The following is a 26,186-nucleotide window of genomic DNA, read 5'->3' as shown; positions in this document are numbered from 1 at the left end:
GCTCATAAAAAAGGGAGCTCCTTCAGAGCTCCCTTTTGCGTTGCGTCGAACAATCAGTCGAACACACCGAAGGTCATGTAGCTGAACCACGAACGGTCCTGGTTGTCGCCCAGGGCTTGCGGCTCTTCTTCTTCGATCACATCGCCGTTCTCGTCGTGCGGCTTGAGCTCCGAAGGAATGGCGTCCTTGGCGTCCTGGTACTGCTTGATCACGTCCTGGTTGGCGCGGGTTTCACCCGGCGGCAGCGGTGGACGGGACTCGATCAGGCCCAGGGTGTACTTGCTCAGCCACGAACGGTTGTCCGCTTCGTCAACCTGAGGCACGAACTGGCCGTCTTTCAGGCTAGGGTGGTCAGGGTAGTTGAGCTTCAGGGTTTCCAGGCTGGTAGTCGCGAGGGTGTCCAGGTGCAGACGCTGGTAAGCCTCGGTCATCACGGCCAGGCCGTCACCCACGGATGGGGTTTCCTGGAAGTTTTCCACCACGTAGCGGCCACGGTTGGCTGCGGCCACATAAGCCTGACGGGTCAGGTAGTAGTGGGCCACGTGGATCTCGTACGAAGCCAGCAGGTTGCGCAGGTAGATCATGCGCTGCTTGGCGTCCGGCGCATAGCGGCTGTTGGGGTAGCGGCTGGTCAGCTGGGCGAACTCGTTATAGGAGTCGCGGGCAGCACCCGGGTCGCGCTTGGTCATGTCCAGCGGCAGGAAGCGCGCCAGCAGGCCAACATCCTGGTCGAACGAGGTCAGGCCCTTCATGTAGTAGGCGTAGTCCACGTTCGGGTGCTGCGGGTGCAGGCGGATGAAACGCTCGGCAGCGGACTTGGCAGCTTCCGGCTCGGCGTTCTTGTAGTTGGCGTAGATCAGCTCAAGCTGGGCCTGGTCGGCATAGCGGCCGAACGGGTAACGCGACTCCAATGCCTTCAGCTTCGCTGTGGCGCTGGTGAAGCTATTATTGTCCAAGTCTGTCTGAGCTTGCTGGTACAGCTCGACTTCGCTCAGGTTTTCGTCGACGACGTCCTTTGTTGACGAGCAAGCAGCAGTCATGGCGAGGATGGCGATCAGCAGCAGGTGTTTCACTTGCATGGCGGCTTGCGTCCCTATGACGGCCGCTGTCTTGGGCGGGGCCGTCCTGTTATGATGAGCGCCCCGTTGGAAGCCTCGGGGCAAAAGACGCCGTATTTAACCACAAGCGCGCAGCCGAAACCAAAGGCTACGCCACGCCTAGTCTGAGCATGTCCGATAAAATTGAACTTCGCGCAGAGGTGCCGTCCGAATTGGGCGGCCAACGCCTCGATCAAGTCGCCGCACAATTATTCGCTGAGCACTCGCGCTCGCGCCTTTCCGCCTGGATCAAAGACGGCCGCCTGACTGTGGATGGAGCGGTTATCCGCCCGCGAGACATAGTCCATGGCGGTGCGATTCTTGAGCTGACTGCCGAGCAGGAAGCCCAGGGAGAATGGGTTGCCCAGGACATCGAGCTGGATATCGTCTATGAAGACGACGACATCCTGGTCATCAACAAACCCGCGGGCCTGGTGGTTCACCCGGCCGCCGGGCACGCTGATGGCACCTTGCTCAATGCCCTGTTGCACCACGTGCCGGACATCATCAATGTGCCGCGCTGCGGCATCGTGCACCGTCTGGACAAGGACACCACCGGCCTTATGGTGGTAGCCAAGACCATTCAGGCGCAGACGCAACTGGTTACGCAATTGCAGAGCCGTAGCGTCAGCCGCATCTATGAGTGCATTGTGATCGGCGTCGTTGTGGCCGGTGGCAAAATCAACGCGCCCATTGGTCGTCACGGCCAGCAGCGCCAGCGTATGGCGGTGATGGAGGGCGGCAAGCAGGCCGTCAGCCACTACCGTGTGCTGGAGCGTTTCCGCTCCCACACCCATGTGCGGGTCAAGCTGGAAACCGGGCGTACCCACCAGATTCGCGTGCACATGGCGCACATCAACTTTCCGTTGGTCGGCGACCCAGCCTACGGTGGCCGCTTCCGTATTCCGCCGGCGGCCAGCCAGACCATGGTTGAGTCGCTCAAGACGTTCCCGCGCCAGGCACTGCATGCACGCTTCCTGGAACTGGATCATCCGACGAGCGGTAAGCGCATGAGCTGGGAATCGCCACTTCCAGACGATCTGGTCTGGCTGCTTTCGCTTCTCAAGCAGGATCGCGAGGCGTTTGTCGGATGAATGACTGGCTGATACCTGACTGGCCCGCGCCGGCCCGGGTAAAAGCCTGCGTCACCACCCGTGCGGGCGGCGTCAGCTTGGCGCCGTTCGACAGCCTCAACCTGGGCGATCATGTCGAGGACAGCCTTGAGGCGGTCCTTGAAAATCGTCGTCGCCTGAGTGACGCCTTCGATATCCAGCCTGCCTGGTTGCGTCAAGTCCATGGCACTCAGGTGGTTGAGGCCGATCCGGGCCGTACTGTCGAGGCAGACGGCAGTTGGACCAGCACCGCTGGCATCGCCTGCACATCCATGACCGCCGATTGCCTGCCTGCGCTGTTCTGTAATCGAGCGGGCACCCGCGTTGCTGCAGCCCATGCCGGTTGGCGTGGCTTGGCCGCTGGGGTGCTGGAGGCCGCGTTCGAAAGCCTGGATAGCGCTCCCGCAGACGTTCTGGTCTGGCTCGGCCCTGCCATTGGCCCGCAAACCTTCGAAGTTGGCCCGGAGGTGCGTGAAGTGTTCATGCAGCAACTGCCGGCCACCGCTGAAGCCTTTGTTCCCAGCCACAACGCTGGCAAGTTCATGGCCGACATCTACCAGCTGGCGCGTCTGCGTCTGGGAGTGCGCGGTGTTTCCGCTGTGTATGGTGGCGGTTTGTGCACTGTGACCGACCCGCGTTTCTTTTCTTATCGCCGCAGCCCGCGTACGGGCCGATTCGCCTCCCTTATCTGGCTTGAACGCTAGACTGTCCTGATCTGTATCAACCGTCCGCCGCTTGAAACGCCCAGAATCCACCCCATCTATAAGGGTATCTGGCAGGTTTCTTCATTCAGGATGTGTTTGTTCATAGCTCCGGCCTGCTCAAAAGGAAGGTGACTAATGCGTATTGATCGTTTAACCAGCAAATTACAGTTGGCCTTGTCCGACTCTCAATCCTTGGCGGTGGGCCTCGACCACCCGGCCATTGAGCCTGCGCACTTGATGCAGGCACTCCTGGAACAGCAAGGTGGTTCTATCAAACCCTTGCTGATGCAGGTGGGCTTTGACGTTAACAGCCTGCGCAAGGAGTTGAGCAAAGAGCTCGACCAACTGCCGAAAATCCAGAATCCCACCGGTGACGTGAATATGTCCCAGGATCTGGCGCGCCTGCTCAACCAAGCCGACCGCCTGGCCCAGCAGAAAGGTGACCAGTTCATCTCCAGCGAACTGGTGCTGCTCGCCGCCATGGACGACAACAGCAAGCTCGGCAAATTGTTGCTGGGCCAGGGCGTGAGCAAGAAAGCCCTGGAAAACGCCATCAACAACCTGCGTGGCGGCGAGGCGGTGAACGACCCTAACCATGAGGAGTCGCGCCAGGCCTTGGACAAATACACCGTAGACCTGACCAAGCGTGCCGAAGAAGGCAAGCTGGACCCGGTGATCGGCCGTGACGACGAGATTCGTCGCACCATCCAGGTGTTGCAACGTCGCACCAAGAACAACCCGGTGTTGATCGGTGAACCTGGCGTGGGTAAAACCGCGATTGCCGAGGGCCTGGCCCAGCGCATCATTAATGGTGAAGTGCCAGACGGCCTCAAAGGCAAGCGCCTGCTGTCTCTGGATATGGGCTCGCTGATTGCCGGTGCCAAGTTCCGGGGTGAGTTCGAAGAGCGCCTCAAATCCTTGCTTAACGAATTGTCGAAGCAGGAAGGGCAGATCATTCTGTTTATCGACGAATTGCACACCATGGTCGGTGCCGGTAAAGGCGAAGGCTCCATGGACGCCGGCAATATGCTCAAGCCTGCCTTGGCGCGGGGTGAGTTGCACTGCGTCGGTGCAACTACGCTTAACGAATACCGTCAGTACATCGAAAAGGACGCAGCCCTTGAGCGTCGCTTCCAGAAAGTGCTGGTGGAAGAACCCAGCGAAGAAGACACCATCGCGATCCTGCGTGGCCTGAAAGAGCGCTATGAGGTCCACCATAAGGTGGCTATTACCGACGGCGCGATCATCGCGGCGGCCAAGTTGAGCCATCGCTATATCACTGATCGTCAGTTGCCGGACAAGGCTATCGACCTGATCGACGAAGCGGCCAGCCGCATCCGTATGGAGATCGATTCCAAGCCGGAAGTGCTTGATCGCCTGGATCGGCGCCTGATTCAACTGAAAGTCGAATCCCAGGCGTTGAAGAAAGAAGAAGACGAAGCGGCCAAGAAGCGCCTGGAAAAACTCCAGGAAGAAATTGTCCGCCTGGAACGTGAGTATTCGGACCTCGAAGAAATCTGGACCTCGGAAAAAGCCGAAGTACAGGGTTCGGCGCAGATCCAGCAAAAGATCGAGCAGTCCCGTCAGGAACTGGAAGCGGCGCGCCGTAAAGGCGACCTGAACCGCATGGCCGAGTTGCAGTACGGGGTGATCCCGGACCTGGAGCGCAGCCTGCAGATGGTCGATCAGCACGGCAAGCCTGAGAACCAGTTGCTGCGCAGCAAGGTGACCGAGGAAGAAATTGCCGAAGTGGTCTCCAAGTGGACCGGTATTCCTGTGTCGAAGATGCTCGAAGGCGAGCGCGACAAGTTGCTGAAGATGGAAAGCCTGTTGCATCAGCGCGTCATCGGCCAGGAAGAGGCAGTGGTGGCGGTGTCCAACGCGGTACGGCGTTCCCGGGCAGGTTTGTCCGACCCGAACCGTCCAAGCGGCTCGTTCATGTTCCTCGGCCCAACCGGTGTGGGTAAGACCGAGTTGTGCAAGGCCCTGGCCGAGTTCCTCTTTGATACTGAAGAGGCCATGGTGCGGATCGATATGTCCGAATTCATGGAGAAACACTCGGTGGCTCGCCTTATCGGTGCACCGCCAGGCTATGTAGGCTATGAAGAGGGCGGTTATCTGACCGAAGCCGTGCGGCGCAAGCCTTACTCGGTGATCCTGCTGGATGAGGTCGAGAAGGCGCACCCGGATGTGTTCAACATCTTGCTGCAGGTGCTGGAGGATGGTCGCTTGACGGACAGCCACGGGCGTACGGTGGACTTCCGCAATACGGTGATCGTGATGACTTCCAACCTGGGCTCGGCACAGATCCAGGAATTGGTGGGTGATCGTGAAGCTCAGCGTGCGGCGGTGATGGACGCGTTGACCACGCACTTCCGTCCGGAATTCATCAACCGGGTCGATGAAGTGGTGATCTTCGAGCCTCTGGCGCGGGATCAGATCGCGGGCATCACCGAGATCCAGTTGGGCCGCCTGCGTAGCCGTCTGGCTGAGCGCGAGCTGGACCTTGAGCTGAGCGGCGAAGCGTTGGACAAGCTGATCGCGGTCGGTTACGACCCGGTGTATGGCGCACGGCCACTCAAACGTGCGATCCAGCGCTGGATCGAGAACCCACTGGCGCAGCTGATTCTGTCGGGCAGCTTTATGCCTGGCACCCGCGTCACGGCGACGGTGAAAGACGACGAAATCGTCTTCCATTAAGCCCTGCGCTTGGCGCAACCATAGAAGGCCCCGCATTGCGGGGCCTTTTTTTTCGATAGGGCGTTGAACTGTAAGGCAAAGGCTTGTAAAGTGCGCCCCGCAGCAACGTCAGCCCACGGGTTTCTTCTCCCCAAGAAGAAATCAGAAAGAAGCGCAAATCATTGTCTTAAAAGCAATTTAAAGGGTTGACAGGGGTTTTTAAGATTGTAGAATAGCGCGCCTCAGAGACGCTAACGTAGCGATACGGACAGGGTCGAAGAGAAAGCAACACAGCAGTAACTTTGAAATATGTAGTTCCGTGATAGCTCAGTCGGTAGAGCAAATGACTGTTAATCATTGGGTCCCAGGTTCGAGTCCTGGTCACGGAGCCAATTTCAAACCGGGGTATAGCGCAGTCCGGTAGCGCGCCTGCTTTGGGAGCAGGATGTCGGGAGTTCGAATCCCCCTACCCCGACCATATTTGGGTCGTTAGCTCAGTTGGTAGAGCAGTTGGCTTTTAACCAATTGGTCGTAGGTTCGAATCCCACACGACCCACCATTTTTGAGACCAGTTAACGCTGGAATCAAATCTTAGAATCAGAGGTTCTAGCTCTGATAGAGGCGGTTTTACGGTTTTGGAAAGTGTTGCAGCACTTAGATATCGCCGTAGACATGCAGCCGTCTGAGGCGAACAGTAATTTCGGTTCGTCATGATGTCAATGTGCATCGGTTTTGCGATGCACATTCCGGGGTATAGCGCAGTCCGGTAGCGCGCCTGCTTTGGGAGCAGGATGTCGGGAGTTCGAATCCCCCTACCCCGACCATATTTAATGAAAAAAGGCGCCTTTAGGGCGCCTTTTTTTGTGCCTTGCATTAGTGTTTATCGTTCGTCGGAAAGCGGCCGTTTTTCAAAATGAGGCTTTATTCCGGGTAGGCGAATGCCTCTGGCAAACCAGAATTCCCCTTAGCCAGTGCGCTTCGATTATCAGCGTACTAGGGCGATGCCCGAGAAAATTATGAGCTTCGCATTGAATGCTCAGTTGAGGTGCGTTTCCTGAATGTACCGACGGCAAGCCCGCTCGCCATCAGCGTCAATAATAGGCTCTGCTCTACCTGATCTTCTGGTGGGGCGGTTGAGCATGTCATTGACTCTCGATGCAGTTGCGCCGATGCGAACTCGAGAGCCCTCTGTAGCGCGCTTCGGCCAGTCGACTTGATAGGCCGATCAATGCTGACCTCTGTGCTTCCAGATTGTTGTGCAGGTGGCAGTTTCTTGGGCTCCGGTTGGGGGATTTCCTGTGGATGCACGCCTACCTTGGCGGGTAAGGGGATAGGAGGTGTGCCACTTGAATCGACTCGTCTTACCCGGCTTAGAGCGCCTTGAGCCAGGCTTCGCTCATGCAGAACGGCTCGCATATGGTCGTAGTCCGCCTCAATGTAATTCATCGTTGTGGCGAGATTTGAGTGATTCAGCAGGCTTTTCGTGAGATGAATGTTTCGCTCCGGCTGCTTCATCAAGTCTGTTGCTAATGTGTGTCTGAAGCGGTGAGGAGTCATGCGCACGCCGATCTTATCGGTGAGCTTGCCGTACATCGACTCCACCTGGTCAATGTTCATTTCCTTGCCATGGTAGTGGCGGGAGAATCTGTTGACGTTGAACAACTGATCGTCTGGTGAAAATCCAATTTTATCGGCCTCCCCCAGTATCCTGGATAAGTGCGGAGCTAGTCCTTCCATAATGGGTAGGAAAAACTCCCGATGGGTCTTCTCTGTTTCACCGCGGACCAAGATCATCTGGTTGCCCCAGTCGATATCCTTGTAGCGCAAGCACAGCAGTGCATTCAGGCGTATGCCTGTGTAATAAAACATCTCGAAAACGCTGAGCCAAAACCATGCTGGCGTTATTTGGCTACGTTCATGCGTACAACGTTCTTGGCCTACAAGGGATATGAGCCAGTTGCGTGCTCGTTGGATGGCGTCTCCGTTGATTGTCTTGCTGGCTCGCTTTGGTGGGATAACGCTGGTTTTCTTGAAAGGGTTGATCGTTGTATGGGTTATCAGGCCGTGCTCTATGGCGTAACCCCAAACAGTGCGAAGGTGATTTGAATAGGTGTTCCAGCTGCGTTTCGATAATCCATTCTCAAGGACTTTTTTTCGCCATATCAGAACCGCACGATGATCGATCTCCTCAGCTGAGGCAGTTCGGAAATGCTTGAGCAGTGCTTTGGTCGATGCACGATAGATCTTTGCACTGGCAGGTCGTAGATCATGGGCAAAGATGTATTCCTCCGTCAGATTCGAAGGGGTCGTCATTGTGGCGGCTCCGGTATTTCTGACTTCAAGGAAAGGCTGATGTTGTCGAAGGGGACCTCAGAGAAGATTGTCAGCGGATCCAGAAGCAAGTACCCCTTGAGCTGCTTGGATTTTCTGGGTCCAACTACGTCGCAGGTCCAAATATTCAGACTCTTATGTGTTTTTCGATGAAGTTTCTGTTTCTCGAAACTACGTTGAACCAGCTGCCAGGCGCTGACTCGCTGTACTTTGGCTTGCTGCTCGATGTGCGGGAACTCAAGGACGTAGCGCTTGAATATTCCAGGCGTTACCAGCATAGCGGTCCCTGCTACGGTATGAACCAGCGCTTTGGTATCGTTGATAATGATGGTCCGGGAAGCGATGCCTTTCTTAAGCCATTCAACAAATCCCTGACCGATCTCGGCGTTATTGCTCGGCATCGGAGTGACTTCTTCAATTATTGCTAAAGGCGCACCTCCTTGATTGGAGGTTTGGGAAGGCTGGATGTCATCCAGCTTCGGAGGCGCGGTATATGCCGCTGAGACCTCTTTGTTTTTGGTGTCTTCTGATGGCTCATTGATACTACCAAGGAGAGCCAGTAGCTCGTCAAATTCATCTGTGCTGTTTGAGGTGTGCTGTGGGGGATGGGGGGGTGATGGCTGTGCGGGTGCTGAAGGCGGCACAGGGCTGGATTGGATCTCAGAAAGCAACTTTTTTGTCGGTGTCGCGACGTTATTTTCTGCAGCAGAGTCTTCTGCCGGTTTGCCGGCTTCTATCTCAACAGTCCCCGCGTAAGCGGCGGGCCGATCATTTGGATCATTCCAGATCAGTGCCGGTGAGAGCTTCAGCAGCGTGAAGGTGTTTCGCCAGCCACGACCACTGTCTATCGTAGCTTTCCAGATTGCCTTGTCCTGTGTATTGGTTTGGATTACTCCCTGATCTTGCAGCATGTTGAAAAAAGGCGCATTCGAACTGGGTACACCTTCAACGCCTTGGGTCAGCAAATAGGCTCGCAATTGATCAGCAATCGGCTTGCTAACCAGCCAAAGAGCATCCTGTGTCAGCCAGCCATCTGACGGTCCATCGGGTTGATTCAGTTTGAATGTATCTCGGACCAGGTGACGCAACCCGTCTGCCAATTGACGCTGCAAAGACTGTTTGGGCGCGGTCAGCGCGCGGGCTGGATTTCCTCCGAGTTCCTGTGCGACGGACGCCTGATCGGCTTTAACCACGATCTCGCCCAAAATGCCGGCATGTTCGTACTGACCAGCCAAAATGAAGATTAACTGCGACCACACTTCGGGGAAATTACTGAGCCAATCTAAGATTTCTGAGGAGAGGATCTGCGCGTAAATCAGTGCGGCAGCGGCTCCGTGAAGTTGGTAGTTGCGTCCTTTCACGTAGCGGAATCGATAGGGACGATCGATTGGGCCGTGCCACGGGTGCCAGGTTTTACCTCCTGCCAGCTCGACGTGCACGTCGACGGCGATCTTGCCGAGGTCGTGTATCAGAGCGCCGTAAGCCGCGGCGGCAGTCCAGGCCTCAGCCTGTGCTGATTGCGACTCTGGCGGTGCGCCTATAGGTAGCAGGTAGCTCTGTCGAATTTTCAAGGCGTAGGCGACGATTTCAAGCCCGTGATCCAGCATGCCGCCAGGGTGTGCATGATGGTGGTTTTGCGAAGCAGGGAGCTGCTGGACCAACTCCGCGTAGCGCTCAAGTGGACGCCTATAGAGCTCGACAAACTGTGAGCGAGATAACGATGCGCGCTGCCAAATGTTCTCCAGTAGTTTCTGACGGCGCGGCGATGCCAGTAGTGCTTGGCTAGAGGCCGGCTGTATAAAACCGTTAGGGGAGGGGCTTTGGGCGGGTAGCGCTTTATTGCGGCGGAAAATAGAGAACATCGCCTGCTCCGTAAATGATTCATGGGGCAGGCTTTTCTCCTATCAAAGGGGGGGCGATCAAGGGGAAAGGATCACTGGTGGTCTCGGGTATTTCTTTTGGCGAAGAGCCATCTTTCTATGGTGGTGACGGAGAAAGGAAGGCAGAATTATCGTCGTTTCGGTCTAAGGGCACGGTGCCGTGGATCGACCATGTGAGGAAAAAATGATGGTTTCACTTCGCTACACTACGAAATCAACCTCAGATAATGTTTGGGCACTTTGTGATTTGATACGTGACAATAAGTGTGACGAGATCGTTCTTTTTGCTAGCGTAGGGAATGATATTGACGATGAAGAAGCAAGGTGGAACAACAACCTTCCTCTGGTTGTCGCCTTAGCTAAATATATTATTCCTCACGTTGATAGCGTCTTGGTCGTTTTTGATGGAGTGTTTCTAACCGCTGCGCGTTCCGCTCGTTATGGTGAAGTAAGTGAACTGCTGGATGTAGCTGTTGCGTCTGACAAGGTTTATTACTCTGAGCAGAGAGCTCCACTCACTAGCGAAATGACTCCTGACGAGGCGGTTTCAACTCTTATTAATTTAGGTTCTATCCAGCCGTTGACGGTTGAGTCCAGAGCTGAATACTTTTCTTTGCTTAGTAATTTTACAGAAGGCGAGTTAGTTGAAATGCATTCGACTCGGGAGATGCGTTGATGGGATTGGTCCTTTTCCCCGCTGAAAGCGGCCCTTTCGGGTAAGGCTTTTACCCTTGTGAACCATTCCATTCGCTTCTACAGAACCTTTTACCTTTTGGGCCATTTCTGCAGTGAAATCGAGCGGCGTTAGGTGCCGGGGGTAACGGCCGTTTGTCTCAGGATCTTGCGGCAGAGAAAAATCGGTATTATAAGCAATGTCATATCGCCCCTAAATGGGGTTGGAAGGAGACGCACCATGACCACGCAGACCTCTCAGGGAGTAGCAAGTCGCTTAGGCTATGGCCTGGGTCAGGCTGCGCGCCTCGTTTGGTGCAGTCAGAACCGTACCCTGCGTTGGGTCAAGCGTCTGGTTGTGGCTGCCGTACTCCTATATTTTTCTGCAGACATTTTCAGCGGGATTATCAGCGTTGCAGTATTTACCTTGGTTTTGGGTGGAGGGCTCTGGGCGTTGAATCACAGACCTACGCCTCGCAGAAACCAAATAGAGTATGGTCAATGCTATGGCCCCGATGGCTATGGGTACTATGTTGCTGGTCAACGTGTAGACGACGATGATTAAGGGTCTCATATCAATGATATGAGACCCTTACGTTACATAACGCTACGTTTGACAGTATTCACCCCTTCCTGACCTGCCTTTTGAACATCTTTTGTTCCGCTGGTAAGGCCTTCCAATGCTTTTCCTGCGCTCACACCTGCCCATCCCAGCGCGCCCATCCAAAACACTGGCAGGATGATGAACATCGAGCCCATCACGAAGTTTAAGATTGCGTCCTGGGTGGCAGTGTTCAAACCCATCACAGGATCAAATGATAAATGCGGAGAGCCGGCTCCATATAAAGCGTCCAGTATCGTGGTATCGACCCATCTAGCCAGTTGAAACCAAAAGTCCACGAATATCAGAGCGAAAAAAACAACGGACATAGTCATGGCCACTTTTAGTTGGTAAGCCCCGACGATTAGCACCAAGGGAATGCAAATCACCATCGCCATTTTCAAGAACGCCATGACCATCGGGAGCGCCTGGCGAACCATGTCCATCGCTGGAAAATAGGCCATAGATCCTAATGCAACCCCGAGAGTCCCCGCTGCCCGGGCTGCACCATTCCACACAGTTCCGTCGATTTGTCCCCCGTAGTCCGTATAAACATCCCCTTTCACCTGGTTCGACGGCGAGACCAGTTGCCGGACAAGCGAGTCAGTGACCTCGTCCGGGGACAACCACTTTGCCCAGCCGAGCATTTTGGTCATGAGGTCCGGCGACACTTGAGCCTTGATACGGTCCCGCAGTCCCACTCCGCTATCTGACCACCATTGTTTGCAAGTTGGATAGCCCCCACCTCCACCCACTTGTGGTAAACCCACATCGCGAGATGCGTTATAGGGCCATGAGGCCCTTGGAGTTTTGGAGTAGTCCGTGTCGTAATAACCGGAGGTGTTCAATAAATAGTGCGAACCAATCCAGCTGAGGTCCTGCGCAAAACGAGGGTCATTCCCTTGCGCTCCCAATTCGGGTTGGCGCATGAATAATCTGGCACGGGAGGGTCCATAGCAATCGTGCGTGAAGTCGCCAATTTCCTGAGCCAATAGCGGGTTGTTGATCTTGGTGTTGCTAACTTCCATGCGTACTTGCCGTAGATCAGTACCGCAGGGAATTGCTGCTACAGCGCCACTGGTTAATCCCTTTGATAATGCATGCATTAATGCCCACCACATGGGCATCTGGGCACTCTTTCCTGCCAGTGAGCTGAATGTTGTGTTCCAGCCTGTGTCTGTGGGTTTAGGTAAGTTGTATTGACATTGCTGAGCTCTACTCTGGTCAAATGCCAAGGTATCAAAACTCACATTGACGGCTGGTACAGCGAAGAATGCGACTACGATGTAGCCAACGTAGATATTGGTTTCGATACGTGCCAGTGAGAGAGCGCCTTTGTTGCCCTCATCGGCCCCCTCACCACGGACTTTCAGCCACTCTCGAATAACGATGATGCAGAAGGGGAGGGCGAATAGACCGGTATCTGAAATCATCGCCCAGATACCATTGTTGATGATCCAACCGACCAACGTCAGGTAGTACTCTAAATAGTCATTGGTGTAGAGCGTCACAGAACACCCCCTGACTGATACAGCACCTTGCTCAGTTCAACCATCAGAAATAATAAGATCACCATTATCTCGATCTTCAACAGGCCTTTGCGCCGTTTCGAGCGTTCTGAGTTCGATAACCGTGCCTTGAATTTGAACCAGGCAACGGTCAGTGCGATATAAAGCATTAGGCGCCAGGTAAAGAGCGGCCAATAGTGGTCGGTGCGCCAGGCTTGCCATTGCTCGGCGCTGTCGAACATGTTCATCAGGACAGCGCTGAGTAGGACTACGAGGGCGGCAGTCGCGAGCAAAACACCCAGAACAAGCAGAATGCTCCTCCCGGTTCGTCGAACCAGCGAACGGTTGGGAGCGGCGACAGGCTCCTGTATTTCGGTCATGGCCTTTCTCACTGTTTGTTCTGGGCGGGTGACTGCAACTGGTCCAATCGATTCGTTTCTGGGGCTCCCGGGGACACGCCACGAGAGTCTTCTGCCCGTGCTTTGCTGCGTTCAATGATGGTCAGAGGCGAGTTCTTCGCGAGCTGCTGACGCATGTCCAGTTCCATTTTGAGGTTGCCGATCTCCTGTTGCAGCGAGGAGCTCTGCTGGCCGACTGCCTGGACGGCGAGGTCATTAGCCGCGACGTTCGGTTCCCGACTGCCTGCCATCAAGGTGCGCTGTAGGGTCAGAGCTTTCTCCAACACATCGGACAACGCGACTTCGGAGGCAAGCCGGCGAGCGAGTACGTCCTGGTCGCGCTCATCCTTGAGTGCTGCTACAACGCCTCGGGTGATGGGTAACGAGTTGCTGCTCGCTGCTTCCAGGTTTTCTAGCGACAGCGTTTTGCTTCCGCTCAGCAGTTCCTGCAGGGCCTTCAGCTTGGTGTCGTATGTTTCCTGGATCAGCGGCGTGAGGCCGACGCCTGCGGCTGTCACCGTTTTAGGGCAACTGTCACAGGTCTGCTGTTGTTGTTCACCCAGGACACGATTGGCAAAGGTGGTGGCTTCCTGGGGCGATGACCAGACATTGCACACCATGCCGTTGTTGCAGTTCGCTTTACTGATGGATGCGGTGTCGCCGGCCGCGCGCTTGTTCAGAAGGTTGTAGCCCGCCTTGGTGACGTCGCCTACGATACGAATTGGCTTCTGACCGGAACCACCTGCTCTATCGCCACCAACCCAAGTGACGCCATCGTTTCCACCTTTCTTTTCGACTTGTTCCACCGCCGATACTGCGTCTGTGTTGGATGTTAGCGCCTGACTCATAGCCTGACCTTCAGCAAGCCTGCCCCAGCCCATTTGGTTACCGGCGATATCCGCCATCTTTTCGCCAATGGCGCGGCAGGTGCCTTTGGAGCGGTCGAAGTCCAGGCGGGCCTGCAAAATGCCGTTTGTGATGAGGTTGTATAGCGCCGGGTTCGCACGTTGAAGAATCAGTGCCGGCAGCGAAGCCACGGCGCTGGTGGCGCTCTGTACCACCGAGCTCATGATGTTTTTGAAGCCGGAAGTGGCACCATTCAATTGGTTTTCAAGGGTTGTGCTCAGGCTCATGTTTCCGCAGATTAGATTGGTATTCCAACCGCCTCCCACAGAAATACTATCCATGTTGCCTGCGCTCCCCATGGTGACTGCGTTGCCGCCGCCAATGCTATACAGCACGTTGTCCCCAATGACGCTTCCGGAGGATGAGACGTTGATTGGATCAGCAGAGAGCGCTATTGCACTGCTGAGGCTGCAAGCGAGCCCTATCGCCAAGGTAGTGAGTTTCATGCTTTGCTCCGATCGCTGTTTCATTGGAAGTCCGTACTGCCGAGGAAGGTCTGTCCACGACGCTGGCAACACGAATAAGGGCGCCAGAGTGCCCAGGCATAGCCGCCATCCTGCGCATCGATGTTCGGACCGATGGTGGGAAAGGTTGCGCAAGTCGGGTTGAGGACTGGGGTGAGCTCTTGCCACTTACCAGTGGAGGCGTCACCTTCGCGTAGCGGCCCTGCGGGCCAGTAGCCGGGGTAGGGAAGGGCGAGCATCGGCAAGTAGACATGGACCTGGCCTGGGCGGGTAACCACGTCGCCGGCACGCTGCGCAATAACTGCGCCCGTTTTGTAGTCGTCAGTCTGGTTAAGAAAGCCGCTACGCGGGTAGACGTTCCCCCAGCTGCTTGCTGAGAGCAGGCTACCGACTTCACGCATGCCCGGAATGAGTGCTTCGGGGTATACGGATTCCGGGACGCCGTATCGCCAAGCAATAGGGTCAAGGGTGCTTAGAAAGTAAGGCACAAGCGGTAAGGTTGCGCCTTTGCATACATAGCCCGAGGCGCTGGCAAACTGACTCAACGCCGCACCACCTGGATGGCCGATGACATCGGCTTCCTTAAATTTGATGATGTTGTTCTCGGCAACGTGATTGGTAGTGCCGTCGTTGCCCGCTTGGGCCATCGGATTCGGGGTGCCAAGAGGTGACATCTCTATCCAAGGGTTCATCCCGGTATTCGCATATGCAGACACCACAGCGTCCGGTACGTAGTGACGAACCTTGGTCGAGGTTTTGACTTTGCATCCGAATGGCGTGCAGAGCAGCCAATAGCAGATGCCGACCACTTTGTACTCCAGGCAGGTTGGTGACAGGGTCGAGGCAATAATCGCTGCCGAGTTGATCGCAGCCGATGCACTGAATGAAAGGCTGAAAGTGATAGCCAGCGACAAAGGCCGGATCGCAAAACGTGAGCGTCTCATCGTGACAGGCTCCGCGCTCGTTCAATCAACGCGACGGCTTTAGCTACGTCAGGCTCGCCGTACACGACGTAGCGACGATCTACGACCACGGCTGGGAGTTTTTCGACTCGCAGGCTCCAGGCGTCTGTGACGCCCTGCTGGGCTTGGGCCAGCTCGTTTTGCAGATGCTTCCCTGCAGGGCTGGCCAGGTAGCTTTGAATGGCCGCTTCTGCCTGGCGTGGATCGGCGGGTAGTTGGTTGGAAAGTTGTTCTTCAAGGCGCTGCTGATCATCCAGGAAGATGACGCGAGCGCCAGAAGGTGCGGATACTGGATGTGCTCGGTTTGTAATGACCCACGTCTCCGCGTGGGACGCAGTGGACAAGAACAGTAGCAGTGAAAACAGCCAGCGCCGCGTTTCGCTAAGGTGGGTAAGAATCTGGAGCATCGCACCGTACCTGATATGGATTCAGGTACAGAAGACCGGATGGCTGTCTTGAGCGCAGTAAGAAATAGGAATTTGGAAGCTTTGGGTATTTGAGGGCGACGAATTCGTGTGGATTGGATTAGAGATGGCACTTGGTCGGCTCAAATTGACGACGCAGTGAGTACGCAGTTAACTGGCTATCCATACAGTAAATATTCAGGCCAAGTTTATGAGCGCGACCCTTCTTGGTCCCATCGCTGGCGGTGGTCATTCCCTGCCGATGTACTCCAATCCTGTCTCGGCTGGATTTCCATCGCCGGCGGCTGATCATCTGGAAAAGTTGATTTCGCTGGATGAGCTTTTTGAAATCCGTGCACCACACGTTTACCTGGCTAAGATCCAGGGCGACAGCATGCAAGGTATCGGCATTTTCAGCGGTGACCTGGTAATCGTTGACCGAAGCAAAACAGCCCGTCATGGCGATATCGTTATTGCGGCGCTCAATGCCGAGTGCGTGTGCAAGCGTCTGCACAATCGAGATGGCCAAGTGATTTTGATGGCTGAAAATCCTAAATATCCCCCCAGATACGTATGGGATTTCCAGACGTCGCCGGATGACAGCCCGGCGCCGCAGCGGAACACGACATGATCGTTCACGAGCACGTCCTTCGCAAAACGACGCTCAACCGTGTAGGGGTTGCCGCCAGGGGCACGCATGAAGACCGTGACCGGTTTTTTACAGGTTCTGCATGTCCAGTTCTTCCTGTTGATCTTGCCGATCTGCGCGCTCAGGGTTCGACCGCATGGGCAGTCGTGGTGCTGGTCGTGACCGTGTCCGAGGGTGATGAACATACGGGCCGTCCTGGCTTAAATAGGGTGATAACGTATTTTATCACCCCTAATAAATACTACGAGCAACACCGCGCTCTTTGAAATGTAGGTCAGTGCATCATTGCGCAGCTCCCAGTGCGAAAATCTTAGGAAAAAAACATGAGATACAGAGTCTTGATTTCCTTGCTAACTTTGAGTCTGAACGCCGCAGCTGCAGAGCAGAGCACCGATCTGCCGAGTTGTGACATTCAAGGCCAGCAGGCAGTGGTTGGTGAAACAGGAGGTCAGATCAGTGACCTGGGACAAGCTCACATATCGGTGCGAGCGAATATCTTGAGTGCCGATATCGGTACTTCACGAAAAGCCCGCAATATCACTCAAGTTGAAGCTGACCGTATGATCAAACGTATCCAAGCCATCCGAAACGAGACCGACGATTTTGTAAGCCAGCAAGGCTTCTTGAGCGCAGGTGAGAAAGCTAGTTTCGACCGCGAGCTTGATGGCATCGCAACGCAGCTGTGTAAATAGGAAAGAAGGGCTCGCAGCCGTACGCGCTCTGGAATGTCCGAAAGTACATGGAGTTAAGGCGCTCAACCTTTCGACTGCTGAGCCATATTAAGAAGATCAAGGGGCATGTGTTCTATACCGGTGAACACAAGACTACCGACCCTGATGCGTATGAGTCGACCGAGACGTTCAAGCGGCAGCTGCTGCAGTCCGTGCGTAAAATTGACCGTTTCTGCGCCAATGGCAAATAGCGGGCTTGCCGCCCTTTCTTCTCACCTGAAGGTGTTTGATGCGCGCCGCTCCAGCAGGTTGCCAGTTATCAGCCGCGCGGCTTCTACCCTACCTAGCTCCTGGTACAGCAGCACGACCAAATTACACGGTCCCGGACTCCCCTCAACGTCCAGCCGGCCGGCGTCGTTAGCAGTAATTTAGCCTGATGACCTTCAAGTGATGGCGTCTTGCCTTCGTTAGTTTCAATCCGGAGCCGTTTGACCTTTTGTACGGTATTGCCGCTGCCGACGGCGTTTTTCTTCGGGAAGGGGTGAGCAGATGACCGCCAGCGCCAGTTTGCGCAGGATGATGCTTCCGGCCAGCTACCGGCCCTTCAGCTCGCACTTGCGAGGACGCCGCGAGCGCCAGATGGGTCTATAACTGGCGTAGGTGCATAATCGCGTTGGTGATGCCTCGTGCATTGTCGTCTAGCGTTTCCATAGCTCCCATTGCGTTAGCAGCGACATTCACCACTCCATTCTCTGAGACCCATTTGGTCACTTCTTCAAGGGCCGCTGCTAGGGCGTGTTGGTTGTGCAGGAGCAGTGTAAGAGCGTCCGCTATAGCTATGTTGGCTTCAGATTTATTTGGCATTGGGATCGTCCTTGAGTAATGAGCGTGTGATGATTAGCTCAACGCGCCGATGGCAAGAGGCGCTTCATCATGCCCGCTGACACCTGAATATTGCACTAACTTGACGTCTAATTTGTAATCGACCTAAACAGCAATTTGCAACGAATTTTAACCATCCCCTAGCAACCCTTTATCGACATTGAACGGCAAGGAGCGGTCGCTCAATGTTTAAGAAATTCGGGACGATTCATACATCGCTCTGAGTTAACCAAGCTCTAGGCGAGAATGGCCCCCAAGCGAAAATGGCGTTAGGATTCCGCATCATAGGGCTTAAAACAGCCTGCTTTCAGATCAGGGTCGCATCGTGGAAAAGCTAAAACGCCTCCAAAGTGGAATACAAGGGCTCGACGCTCTGCTCAAGGGAGGGCTGGTCGCAGGCGCTTCATACATAATTCAAGGGCGCCCAGGGTCTGGAAAAACGATTCTCGCCAACCAGCTTGGGTTCCATCATGCGAAGAATGGAGGTCGCGTGCTGGTCGCCACGTTGCTGGCCGAGTCACATGATCGTCTTTTCCAGTTTCTTTCTACTATGACCTTTTTCGATTCCTCCAAAGTCGGCGCCGAAATCCAATTTGTAAGCGCGTTTGACACTCTGGAAAACGAAGGTCTGGATGAAGTAGTAAAGCTGCTACGGCGTGAGATTAGCCGCCAAAAAGCCACCGTAATGGTAGTAGACGGCTTGCTCAATGCACGCTCTAAAGCAGATTCACCCATAGACACCAAGAAGTTCATTTCAGAGTTGCAAGGGCATGCTGCGTTTGCGGGTTGCACCGTGCTATTTCTTACCAGCTCCCGACTCGATGACGGAAGCCCTGAGCACACTATGGTTGATGGCGTAATTGAGATGGGTGAGGAGTTATTTGGCACTCGCTCTGCGCGCCGAATTCAACTACGCAAAACTCGTGGTAGTGGAGCGATGACCGGCCTGCATGAGTGCGAAATTACCGACAGCGGACTGGTGGTTTACCCACGCCTCGAAAGTCTCTACAGCCACCCGTCTGCCCATGACAGCGCAGACATGACGCGTATTGGCAGTGGCATTGGATCAATGGACGTCATATTGGGCGGAGGCCTTTACAGCTCCAGCGTGTCTCTAGTGATGGGCCCTTCTGGGATTGGAAAAACAACTCTGGGTCTGAAATTCCTGGCCGAGTCGACGGTGGATGCTCCAGGACTGCATTTCGGCTTCTACGAGAGTCCACAACGTTTGCGACTCAAAGGTCAGTCACTGGGTATCGACATCAAAGGTATGGAAGACAGCGGCGCGCTTAGCATTGCCTGGCAGCCTACTACTGAAGGCCTTCTGGATGGGTTGGGAGCACGACTGTTAAATATCGTTGAAGAAAAGGGCATCAAGCGCCTGTTCATCGATAGCCTTAGTGGTATGACACGAGTGTCGACAAACCCCGCCCGGATTACTGATTTCTTCAGTGCGCTGATGAACGAGCTGCGCGCCAGGGGCGTTACGGTATTTGCATCTTGGGAGATGCGCGATCTTTTTGGGTCCGAGGTCAGCGCACCCAACTCTGACTTGTCCAGCATCGTCGACAACCTGATGCTGATGCGCTTCTCTGAGAATCACTCTGAACTAAGCAGGACGCTTTCCATTCTTAAAGTACGCGATAGCTCTTACGACCCTTCGAGGTTTGAGGTCGTCATCCGTGATCAAGGCGTTTTCCTGAGAAAGGCTTCAAGACATGAACCATCAGTTCCCACTGAGTCATCGCCCGGTTCAATTTCTTAAGCTTTTGAATGGGTTGAAATAACATGACTACCATCCTGGTCGTCGACGACGAGTATTTGATCGCTGACATCCTCTGCTTCGCGCTGGAGGATGAGGGGTTCATGGTAGTTACGGCCAGCAATGGTCGAAAAGGGCTCGAGGTGCTGGAGAGGGAACGTCCAGCCTTGATCATTACTGACTTTATGATGCCGAGCATGGATGGGCTAGAATTTGCCACAGCTGTGCGAGCGCTTCCTTCCGCGAAAAGTTTGCCAATCATTTTGATGAGCGGTGCCCAGGCACATATCGGAATGCAGAGATCGGACTTGTTTGATTCTGTATTGGTAAAACCATTCAACATCGATTTGATCATTGCCGAGGTTAGAAAACTCTTGGGCCCAGAGTGCAGATGATGAGTCGCTTAAGCTATTACAGACAGCTATGATCGCTATTTGTCCAGTGCTGCCTTTTGTTAAGGGCTGCCGGCCAACAGCGGGGAAATGCCTGGTATCACTCTGACCTTATCTGGGGCGCCTGATGCTGCCTTAGCGTCCCAACTCAGCCAGAAGCTGACTGAACTCACTGCACGCGTTCTGGACAAGCAGCCATCGCAAACGATGTTGATCGTTGGGTTCGTTGACCCTAGTTTGTGGTTTATCGACAGTAAATCGCTTGAGAGCTTGGGGCGTAATAGCTTTCGCCTGGAGATCACGATTACCGACGAGACGACCACGGTGGCGCAGAAACTGCGCTATCAGCGTGAGTCGTATGATTTGCTCTCAGAACGCATTGGGAATGTACACCCTCATTCGAACGTCCACATCATAGACGTGCGTGCTACGGCGTATGGCTATGGCGGAGTGCCGCAAGCGGAGAAACTATGGGGATGAAAAAAGATCTAGCGATGCCGGATTTCCAAGGAACCGGCGCTCGGCGGTAGACAAGCCGGACTTGTAGTCGAGCTTTTCGCTTGCATCTTCGCCAAGACGGTTGAGGGCGTAGCCGCAACGCCAGTGGCTGTTGTCTGTTTCGTGCTGAATCAATATGCAAGGAAACTGCGGTGGCAGCGGTGCGCGCTTGGGTTGCTGACGTACTATCGAAGCTCTATAGGCCCATCACTTTAATAGGACTAAAAGAAATTCTACCAGTGCCATTGCCAACTGGCCGCGGCATTCCTCACGAATCAAATCAGCGGGAAGCAGGCCCGGAAACAGGTGCCTTCGTCTGCCGTAGAGGTCACGGTGATAGACCCGTGATGCCCTTTGACGATCTCGGAGGCGATGTACAAACCTAACCCCAAGCCACCACCTAATCCACTTTCCTCAAATCGAGTATATGGCTGAAAGATTAGGGGTAATCGGGCCGGTTCGATTGGTTCGCCTTCATTGGTGACTGAGATGATCAAGTGCTCGCGGTCGACATAGGCACGCACCTGGATGGGAAAGGCTATGTCGCCGTGAGTGATGGCGTTGCCCAATAAATTGGAAAGCAATTGACCCACCCTTACAGGGTCACACTTAATGCCAATGGGAACATCTATGGACTGTTCGATCTGGGCGTCTGGTTTGGAGTTTCTTACTTCATTGATGACTCGATGTATCTCGGCCTGAAGGTTATCGACTTTGGAGCGGCTGACGGGTATGCCGCCGCCAAGTCTGCCCCTCGCAAAATCGAGTACGTTTTCAATCAACACGCCCATGCGCTGCGTGCTGCTATGGATTGCGTGAACCAACTTGCGGGTTGACCGTTCAGTGAGCTTGGTCTCCAGCAACTCTGCGCTCATGCGGATAGCGCTCAAAGGAGTGCGCAGGTCGTGCCCTAGCACTGCAATAAATTGATCTCTGAGACGACCGGTTTCGCGCACGTCTTCCAACTCTGTCCGAGTGGCATCAAGAGAGTTTTGGATGTCAAGATTGGCGGCTATTAGCTGAGCGAACAACGTCAGATTCTGTAGTATCTCTGGTCTCTCGACTTCGCTAGGCTCTGGGTCGATCGCGCACAGAGTGCCAAAAAACTCGCCGTTTGCGCGAATGATCGGTACCGAAATATAGCTACGTAGACCATATTTAAGAGGGGTATGGTGTGTCGCGTAAACCTGATGATTACTGGCATCGCCAAAGACTACCGGCTGTCGGTGTTGCCGGATTTCGTGGCAGATGGTGGACTCCAATTCCAGTTCATCACCCGGCTGCAAGCCAAAGCTGAGGGAATCATCTACAGCGCAGGTAACCCAATGCTTTTCCGTAACCCGCACGACAGCCGCGAAACGTAGACCGGTGAGGTGCTTGACCAAGCGCAAGATCATTGGAACGGCTTGGATCTGGGTGACGGCTCGAATGTCGGGAGCAAAATTCACGGTAGGCATGTATCTGGAATCCGATCAGCCAGAAAAACGAGACTATACAAAATTCCTGTATGACTCGTATCCCATGAGGCGCGAATACTTTCATCCTCCGCCTGAATTAGGAACTCGCCTGTCAACGGCGCCAGCATCAGTTAGCTTGCAATGCTCAATCGGCCAACTATTCGCTCAGCGAGCAAAGTGTGATTGCCGGAAGCCACGCTGCAGCGCCTCAAGTTCGGCTTTGATACCGGCGATATCTGAAAAAAAGTCTGGAGAATGAGTACCTGCATCAGGATTCGAGTCTCAACCAAAGAGGATTGCCCCATAGCTTGAATAGCTGTCTTTAGGGCAATCCCCCCACAGTAGACCTTTGGGGTTATTTAAACCTTGAACTGATCCATGAGTTTCATCTGCTGGCTGGCCAATGCATTGAGCTGGCTACTTATAGCCGCGGACTCGGTAGCCTGCGAGGTGAGGGTTTCGGTTACAGTACGGATCGCCGAGACGTTGCGATTGACCTCTTCGGCTACTGCGCTCTGCTCTTCCGCAGCGCTGGCGATCTGCAGGTTCATGTCGCTGATCACTGTCACGGCGTCGCTGATCTTGCCCAGTGCTTTCACCGCTTCATGGATCTGCCCGGCATTGCTTTGGGCCTGTTGCTGGCTCGAGTGCATGGTCGCCACCACGCCACGGGTGCCGCTCTGGATACGCTCAATCACTACACGAATTTCTTCCACCGAGTCCTGGGTGCGTTTGGCCAGGTTACGGACCTCATCGGCTACCACCGCAAAGCCGCGACCGCTTTCCCCCGCACGTGCCGCTTCGATCGCCGCGTTCAGCGCCAACAAGTTGGTCTGTTCGGCAATGCTGCGGATCACCTCAAGTACTGATCCGATCTGTTCGCTATTAAGGGCCAATTCCTCGACTTCACCAACTGCCTTGCTGACTTCCTGGGCAAGCGAGGTGATATCGCGGGTGCTTTGTTCGATGATCGACATGCCCTCGCGTGCCGACTGATCCGCGCCGCGTGCCGCGCTGGCAGCATTGGAAGCGCTGTTTGCGACGTCGTGTGCGGTGGCGCTCATTTCATTGGACGCGGTGGCCACCTGGTCTATCTCGCGAAATTGCACCTGCATGCCTTCGCTGGTCTGGCGCGCAATGGCCGAAGACTGGTCAGCCGTACCGCGAGCTTCGGTGATGCTTTGCTTGATCTGCGCGATGGTAGGTTGCAGTTTGTCGAGGAAGCGATTGAACCAGTTCACGAGTTCGCCCAGTTCATCCTTTTTGGTGTAGGCCAAGCGCTGAGTTAGGTCGCCGTCGCCGCTGGCGATGTCCTTGAGCATGGCGGCTACGCTGTTGATCGGACGGGTCACTCCCGTGGCGGTAAGCCAGATCAGAAGCAGTCCGAGCAGGCCTGCGGCTGCGGCTACCAGTAGCGCCTTGAGGGTGCCGCTGGCTTGAGCTGCATCAAGCACTGCTTGAAGTTTTATGCTGTCGGAAAGCATCTCGTGTTTGGGCAGTTTGATCACTACGCCCCAGGCTTTGGCATCGGCAATGGGCTTGACTGGGTAAATCGCGCTGACGGTATCGCCCTGTTCGCGGTTGACGTAGCTGCCACTGGCGAGCAGTTGCACGATCTCCTTGCCTTGTTCGCCGAGGACGTCGATTAGGTTTTTCCCAACCTTGGCGGGCTCGCCACTGTAGGCCGCAATGAGGCCCTTGCTGGAAACTATCTCCAGGCGCGCTGCACCCTCGAACAACTCTTTTTGCGCGGTGTCCGCGCTGGCTTGCAAGGTGTTGAGGGCGATATCAACACCAACTGCGCCAATGACTTTATTGTCCACGATCAAAGGCAAGGAGATTGTGGTCATCAGTACCGGTGAGCCGGTCACCGTATCTTCGTATGGTTCCAGTAAGCAGGTGCTTCGGGTGTCTCGGGGGCAGGTGTACCAAATGTTGAAGGGCGTTCCGCTAAGGTTGAGTGCGGTCTTGTTCAGCTCGTCGTCTGGTAGGATGGTGTTCAAAGCTTCCCCACCCGCGCGGGTCCAGTAGCTGGAGAAACGGCCTTTTTCGTTGGATGCGCGGGCCTTGTCATTGACAAACTCGCTGTCGTTGCCGCCCAGGCCATTGGGCTCAAATACCAGCCAGATGCCAAACACTTTGCTGTTGCGTTCGAAGGTGGTTTTTATGCTCTGGTTGAGTTCTTCACGCAAGGCGCCGGCGTCCAGTGAGCGCTTGGTGGCCAAGTTTCGCAGGTCTTTGACCTGATTGGCGAAGGCAGTAATCAGTGTAAGATTTTCACTAGCGGTTTTCTGCAGCAGCAGGGCTTGCTCGGCTGCTTTGGCTTGCAACAGGTTCTGCACGTTGCTAGTGAGCATTCGCGAGCTTGAGTCGCCGACCAGCCTGTTGTTTTGATTGGCTTCGTGGAGGTTGATGCTGATGATCAACGCTATTACGCCCAATAAACATAATCCGGACAAAAGTACGATTTTCAAGCGTATTGATAGGGTGTCGAACATAGGCTCACTCACTAATGGACGTATGGAAATGCATGCACTGCAAGGCAGAGTCCATTCGCCCCTTTGTGACCTACATCGGCGCAATCACTTAATTGGTGAAAGGTAAGCGACGAGCGGTAGCAACAGTTTCAACAAGCGTGAAAGGGTGGGGCAAGTCGTTTGGGTAGTGCTCAAATCCTCAGTTTGCCCAGGCTCATCTCAGCACTTACGAGAAGGCTGATGCGATAGCAAGCGCGCCTGGCTGGCGAGTAAGAGCGCCGTGATGGCCTCCCGCAGAGACCGACACGTTGCCAAGGTAAACCGTGCACCAGTGCCGCAGCACACCGAGGCCGATGCCATGCCTCTGCTGCGCCAGCCCAATTCCACATGTGTTGGCGTACAGTCGATCCCCACGCGTAATCAACTTTTTCAACGCGCTGGCCGCCAACTTGAATGTCGTCCAATTAGTCGGTTCCGGGAAGTAGGAAGTTGTCTCAAGGGATTTCTTGCAGGCGAATGGCTAGATGTACGCATGCTGCCGAGTTGCTCGGTTTTACCGCGGCCTACGGAAAGTGAAATATGAGCAAACAGGCTGGACAAAAATTGCTGATCGCCCTGGAAGAAACCCGAGCAGCACTGATGGACGCTTTTGGTGAAGCGCCGAAAGTGTCTGCTCCATCGATCAGTTGAGGAAAAATTCCGGTCGATGCCCAAGCCCCGCACTTGATGCCCGCCGCGTGGTCCCATTAGGCCACAGCATCATCCTGGCGCACCGGAATTCCAATAAACTCACGCCCATTCATCAAATTTGGTTGATCACAGTGTCACGTTGTATATCCTTGCAACTGAGGACTGCAACTGCGCATTCGTCGGGACTGGGTACCAGCAAAGGCCCCCCCGCATTTTTGGCAGCAGAGGAAGCTGGTTTCTCTGAAGTAGTGACGACGGGCATAGCCGGTCGGACTCTGAACCCAAGGTCGCAAGGCTGGGAGCTAAAGAATCGCTGCGACTACTCCTCTTGAACACTCTAAAGGCGCCCCAGTGGCGCTTTTTTTCATCTCTATTTTGGCTCTGGTTCAGGCACAACAAGATTTGGCTCTGGTTGAGATGCCTCAAGATTAGGTTTGAGCGGCCGCGGGACCTGTCCTACCAAAGTGCCATGTGCTCGTCGCTGTGCATACCACGTCACAACATAATAGCCAAATCCCGTAGCACGCTTATGACGTGGCTCAAGAATCAGCGTTCCTGTGGACGTCCTAAGCACTGCAATACTTTTACCGCCACGCTGCTTTTTGAACTCACAGTAGATCTGCGCTCCAGGAACAATCATTTTTGCGATGTGCGCGGCAACACCGTCGATTGTTTCACACCCGAGCTTGAGCAGGTCCGGTTGATGAGCTTCCCAAACATGAATCACACCAAAGCCACTGTTTGCACAGCGGTGAACACCCACGGGCAAATAGACGTCCCCCCCCGGTAAACCAAATTTTGGCATCTCTGGAATTGTGCCAAAGCTAAATCCGCCGTCAGGATGGGCAACAAGCGTGTTTTCTTTAAGTTTGAGCAGGTCAGACAAAGTGCATCCAGAGCCATGGCGGACGATAGGGACTGATAGCCATTATTGTGACGCGTCTAAAACCAGGCGTGACGAACAGCACCACGCAAGGGTATATGAGGGCC

Annotated in this window: 23 protein-coding genes, 4 tRNA genes and 1 pseudogene; 15 read left to right on the top strand and 13 right to left on the bottom strand. The window is 54.6% G+C overall.

The genetic code is table 11. From position 1 onward, the window contains the following. Window positions 1-53: 53 nt before the first annotated feature. The gene (locus HU730_RS09365; RefSeq protein ID WP_034128050.1) at window positions 54-1,079 is read right to left on the bottom strand and encodes an outer membrane protein assembly factor BamD; all 1,026 of its coding nucleotides are present in this window, start codon (window positions 1,077-1,079) and stop codon (window positions 54-56) included. A gap of 149 nt (window positions 1,080-1,228) precedes the next feature. On the opposite strand from HU730_RS09365, the gene rluD reads away from it, so the two are divergent. The 7 genes from rluD (at window position 1,229) to HU730_RS09330 (ending at window position 6,416) form a co-directional block, all read left to right on the top strand. Next, window positions 1,229-2,191: a 23S rRNA pseudouridine(1911/1915/1917) synthase RluD gene (gene rluD / locus HU730_RS09360; protein WP_003188422.1), complete on the top strand. Its 963-nt coding sequence runs from the start codon at window positions 1,229-1,231 to the stop codon at window positions 2,189-2,191. After that, the gene (gene pgeF, locus HU730_RS09355) at window positions 2,188-2,913 is read left to right on the top strand and encodes a peptidoglycan editing factor PgeF (protein WP_186526965.1); all 726 of its coding nucleotides are present in this window, start codon (window positions 2,188-2,190) and stop codon (window positions 2,911-2,913) included. Before rluD ends, pgeF begins: the two co-directional genes overlap by 4 nt. A gap of 135 nt (window positions 2,914-3,048) precedes the next feature. Beyond that, window positions 3,049-5,613, top strand: a complete 2,565-nt coding sequence (clpB, locus tag HU730_RS09350) for an ATP-dependent chaperone ClpB (protein ID WP_003188426.1) — start codon at window positions 3,049-3,051, stop codon at window positions 5,611-5,613. 295 nt (window positions 5,614-5,908) lie between these two features. Further along, window positions 5,909-5,984, top strand: a tRNA-Asn gene (locus HU730_RS09345). Between the two features lie 9 nt (window positions 5,985-5,993). After that, a tRNA-Pro gene (locus tag HU730_RS09340) sits at window positions 5,994-6,070 on the top strand. 5 nt (window positions 6,071-6,075) lie between these two features. After that, a tRNA-Lys gene (locus HU730_RS09335) sits at window positions 6,076-6,151 on the top strand. A 188-nt stretch (window positions 6,152-6,339) separates the two neighbouring features. Continuing rightward, window positions 6,340-6,416: transfer RNA gene (locus tag HU730_RS09330), tRNA-Pro, on the top strand. 190 nt (window positions 6,417-6,606) lie between these two features. Here the strand turns inward: HU730_RS09330 and HU730_RS09325 are convergent. Together HU730_RS09325 and mobH are read right to left on the bottom strand one after the other, a co-directional pair. Further along, on the bottom strand, window positions 6,607-7,905 hold the full coding sequence (locus HU730_RS09325; RefSeq protein WP_186526964.1) for a site-specific integrase: 1,299 nt from the start codon (window positions 7,903-7,905) through the stop codon (window positions 6,607-6,609). Further along, a complete protein-coding gene (gene mobH / locus HU730_RS09320; RefSeq protein WP_186526963.1) occupies window positions 7,902-9,785 on the bottom strand; it encodes a MobH family relaxase in 1,884 nt (627 codons plus the stop codon). Before mobH ends, HU730_RS09325 begins: the two co-directional genes overlap by 4 nt. A gap of 205 nt (window positions 9,786-9,990) precedes the next feature. Between mobH and HU730_RS09315 the strand changes: the two genes are divergently transcribed. Together HU730_RS09315 and HU730_RS09310 are read left to right on the top strand one after the other, a co-directional pair. After that, window positions 9,991-10,479 (top strand): hypothetical protein, encoded by a 489-nt coding sequence (locus HU730_RS09315; protein WP_186526962.1) that lies wholly within the window; start codon window positions 9,991-9,993, stop codon window positions 10,477-10,479. A gap of 237 nt (window positions 10,480-10,716) precedes the next feature. Further along, window positions 10,717-11,040, top strand: coding sequence for a hypothetical protein (locus HU730_RS09310; protein WP_186526961.1), 324 nt, complete (start codon window positions 10,717-10,719; stop codon window positions 11,038-11,040). Between the two features lie 32 nt (window positions 11,041-11,072). Here the strand turns inward: HU730_RS09310 and HU730_RS09305 are convergent, their stop codons facing one another. From HU730_RS09305 to HU730_RS09285, 5 genes are read right to left on the bottom strand one after another with little or no spacing between them, the layout of a single operon-like run. Beyond that, on the bottom strand, window positions 11,073-12,587 hold the full coding sequence (locus HU730_RS09305) for a conjugal transfer protein TraG N-terminal domain-containing protein (protein WP_186526960.1): 1,515 nt from the start codon (window positions 12,585-12,587) through the stop codon (window positions 11,073-11,075). Continuing rightward, window positions 12,584-12,964, bottom strand: coding sequence for a hypothetical protein (locus HU730_RS09300; RefSeq protein ID WP_186526959.1), 381 nt, complete (start codon window positions 12,962-12,964; stop codon window positions 12,584-12,586). The genes HU730_RS09305 and HU730_RS09300 overlap by 4 nt, the downstream gene beginning before the upstream one ends. An 8-nt stretch (window positions 12,965-12,972) precedes the next feature. After that, entirely contained in the window at window positions 12,973-14,334 is a 1,362-nt protein-coding gene (locus HU730_RS09295; RefSeq protein WP_186526958.1) for an integrating conjugative element protein, read from the bottom strand. Between the two features lie 20 nt (window positions 14,335-14,354). Further along, entirely contained in the window at window positions 14,355-15,296 is a 942-nt protein-coding gene (locus HU730_RS09290; RefSeq protein ID WP_057725835.1) for a TIGR03756 family integrating conjugative element protein, read from the bottom strand. Further along, entirely contained in the window at window positions 15,293-15,721 is a 429-nt protein-coding gene (locus HU730_RS09285; protein WP_186526957.1) for a TIGR03757 family integrating conjugative element protein, read from the bottom strand. Before HU730_RS09285 ends, HU730_RS09290 begins: the two co-directional genes overlap by 4 nt. 208 nt (window positions 15,722-15,929) lie before the next feature. Between HU730_RS09285 and HU730_RS09280 the strand changes: the two genes are divergently transcribed. Genes HU730_RS09280 through HU730_RS09270 form a run of 3 tightly spaced genes read left to right on the top strand, consistent with a single transcriptional unit; the run spans window position 15,930 to window position 17,059 of the window. Further along, on the top strand, window positions 15,930-16,349 hold the full coding sequence (locus HU730_RS09280) for a S24 family peptidase (RefSeq protein WP_186526956.1): 420 nt from the start codon (window positions 15,930-15,932) through the stop codon (window positions 16,347-16,349). After that, on the top strand, window positions 16,346-16,633 hold the full coding sequence (locus tag HU730_RS09275) for a hypothetical protein (RefSeq protein WP_186526955.1): 288 nt from the start codon (window positions 16,346-16,348) through the stop codon (window positions 16,631-16,633). Before HU730_RS09280 ends, HU730_RS09275 begins: the two co-directional genes overlap by 4 nt. A gap of 57 nt (window positions 16,634-16,690) precedes the next feature. Further along, window positions 16,691-17,059 carry a hypothetical protein gene (locus HU730_RS09270; protein WP_186526954.1) on the top strand — a complete coding sequence of 123 codons (369 nt, stop codon included), beginning with the start codon at window positions 16,691-16,693 and terminating at the stop codon, window positions 17,057-17,059. A 624-nt stretch (window positions 17,060-17,683) separates the two neighbouring features. Here HU730_RS09270 and HU730_RS26665 read toward each other — a convergent pair. After that, the gene (locus HU730_RS26665; protein ID WP_065935705.1) at window positions 17,684-17,902 is read right to left on the bottom strand and encodes a hypothetical protein; all 219 of its coding nucleotides are present in this window, start codon (window positions 17,900-17,902) and stop codon (window positions 17,684-17,686) included. A gap of 340 nt (window positions 17,903-18,242) precedes the next feature. On the opposite strand from HU730_RS26665, the gene HU730_RS09265 reads away from it, so the two are divergent. From HU730_RS09265 to HU730_RS09255, 3 genes are all read left to right on the top strand, one after another. Beyond that, window positions 18,243-19,685, top strand: a complete 1,443-nt coding sequence (locus HU730_RS09265) for an ATPase domain-containing protein (protein WP_186526997.1) — start codon at window positions 18,243-18,245, stop codon at window positions 19,683-19,685. Window positions 19,686-19,708: 23 nt separating this feature from the next. Beyond that, window positions 19,709-20,077 carry a response regulator gene (locus HU730_RS09260; RefSeq protein ID WP_065935703.1) on the top strand — a complete coding sequence of 123 codons (369 nt, stop codon included), beginning with the start codon at window positions 19,709-19,711 and terminating at the stop codon, window positions 20,075-20,077. An 87-nt stretch (window positions 20,078-20,164) separates the two neighbouring features. Next, entirely contained in the window at window positions 20,165-20,554 is a 390-nt protein-coding gene (locus tag HU730_RS09255) for a 4-oxalocrotonate tautomerase (RefSeq protein WP_186526953.1), read from the top strand. Window positions 20,555-20,590: 36 nt separating this feature from the next. On the opposite strand, the pseudogene HU730_RS09250 reads toward HU730_RS09255, so the two are convergent. The 4 genes and pseudogenes from HU730_RS09250 to HU730_RS09235 all read right to left on the bottom strand — a co-directional run. Then, window positions 20,591-20,755, bottom strand: a pseudogene (locus HU730_RS09250) (IS66 family transposase); the annotation flags it as partial. A gap of 92 nt (window positions 20,756-20,847) precedes the next feature. Continuing rightward, window positions 20,848-22,029 carry a GAF domain-containing sensor histidine kinase gene (locus tag HU730_RS09245; RefSeq protein WP_186526952.1) on the bottom strand — a complete coding sequence of 394 codons (1,182 nt, stop codon included), beginning with the start codon at window positions 22,027-22,029 and terminating at the stop codon, window positions 20,848-20,850. A gap of 359 nt (window positions 22,030-22,388) precedes the next feature. Continuing rightward, complete coding sequence (locus tag HU730_RS09240) at window positions 22,389-24,527, bottom strand: methyl-accepting chemotaxis protein (protein ID WP_186526951.1); 2,139 nt, start codon at window positions 24,525-24,527, stop codon at window positions 22,389-22,391. A gap of 1,039 nt (window positions 24,528-25,566) precedes the next feature. Next, on the bottom strand, window positions 25,567-26,082 hold the full coding sequence (locus tag HU730_RS09235; protein ID WP_254914035.1) for a hypothetical protein: 516 nt from the start codon (window positions 26,080-26,082) through the stop codon (window positions 25,567-25,569). Window positions 26,083-26,186 lie beyond the last annotated feature (104 nt).

This window comes from Pseudomonas sp. SWRI22 (genome assembly GCF_014268395.2).
Classification (GTDB): Bacteria; Pseudomonadota; Gammaproteobacteria; order Pseudomonadales; family Pseudomonadaceae; genus Aquipseudomonas; species Aquipseudomonas paracarnis.
This window is presented reverse-complemented; position numbering and strand designations above follow the sequence as displayed.

What these genes read in the sequence shown, in the direction of transcription:
- HU730_RS09365 (WP_034128050.1), bottom strand. Translation starts at nt 1,079, where the DNA reads ATGCAAGTGAAACACCTGCTGCTGATCGCCATCCTCGCCATGACTGCT.
- rluD (WP_003188422.1), top strand. Translation starts at nt 1,229, where the DNA reads ATGTCCGATAAAATTGAACTTCGCGCAGAGGTGCCGTCCGAATTGGGC.
- pgeF (WP_186526965.1), top strand. Translation starts at nt 2,188, where the DNA reads ATGAATGACTGGCTGATACCTGACTGGCCCGCGCCGGCCCGGGTAAAA.
- clpB (WP_003188426.1), top strand. Translation starts at nt 3,049, where the DNA reads ATGCGTATTGATCGTTTAACCAGCAAATTACAGTTGGCCTTGTCCGAC.
- HU730_RS09325 (WP_186526964.1), bottom strand. Translation starts at nt 7,905, where the DNA reads ATGACGACCCCTTCGAATCTGACGGAGGAATACATCTTTGCCCATGAT.
- mobH (WP_186526963.1), bottom strand. Translation starts at nt 9,785, where the DNA reads ATGTTCTCTATTTTCCGCCGCAATAAAGCGCTACCCGCCCAAAGCCCC.
- HU730_RS09315 (WP_186526962.1), top strand. Translation starts at nt 9,991, where the DNA reads ATGGTTTCACTTCGCTACACTACGAAATCAACCTCAGATAATGTTTGG.
- HU730_RS09310 (WP_186526961.1), top strand. Translation starts at nt 10,717, where the DNA reads ATGACCACGCAGACCTCTCAGGGAGTAGCAAGTCGCTTAGGCTATGGC.
- HU730_RS09300 (WP_186526959.1), bottom strand. Translation starts at nt 12,964, where the DNA reads ATGACCGAAATACAGGAGCCTGTCGCCGCTCCCAACCGTTCGCTGGTT.
- HU730_RS09295 (WP_186526958.1), bottom strand. Translation starts at nt 14,334, where the DNA reads ATGAAACTCACTACCTTGGCGATAGGGCTCGCTTGCAGCCTCAGCAGT.
- HU730_RS09290 (WP_057725835.1), bottom strand. Translation starts at nt 15,296, where the DNA reads ATGAGACGCTCACGTTTTGCGATCCGGCCTTTGTCGCTGGCTATCACT.
- HU730_RS09285 (WP_186526957.1), bottom strand. Translation starts at nt 15,721, where the DNA reads ATGCTCCAGATTCTTACCCACCTTAGCGAAACGCGGCGCTGGCTGTTT.
- HU730_RS09280 (WP_186526956.1), top strand. Translation starts at nt 15,930, where the DNA reads ATGAGCGCGACCCTTCTTGGTCCCATCGCTGGCGGTGGTCATTCCCTG.
- HU730_RS09275 (WP_186526955.1), top strand. Translation starts at nt 16,346, where the DNA reads ATGATCGTTCACGAGCACGTCCTTCGCAAAACGACGCTCAACCGTGTA.
- HU730_RS09270 (WP_186526954.1), top strand. Translation starts at nt 16,691, where the DNA reads ATGAGATACAGAGTCTTGATTTCCTTGCTAACTTTGAGTCTGAACGCC.
- HU730_RS26665 (WP_065935705.1), bottom strand. Translation starts at nt 17,902, where the DNA reads ATGCCAAATAAATCTGAAGCCAACATAGCTATAGCGGACGCTCTTACA.
- HU730_RS09260 (WP_065935703.1), top strand. Translation starts at nt 19,709, where the DNA reads ATGACTACCATCCTGGTCGTCGACGACGAGTATTTGATCGCTGACATC.
- HU730_RS09255 (WP_186526953.1), top strand. Translation starts at nt 20,165, where the DNA reads ATGCCTGGTATCACTCTGACCTTATCTGGGGCGCCTGATGCTGCCTTA.
- HU730_RS09245 (WP_186526952.1), bottom strand. Translation starts at nt 22,029, where the DNA reads ATGCCTACCGTGAATTTTGCTCCCGACATTCGAGCCGTCACCCAGATC.
- HU730_RS09240 (WP_186526951.1), bottom strand. Translation starts at nt 24,527, where the DNA reads ATGTTCGACACCCTATCAATACGCTTGAAAATCGTACTTTTGTCCGGA.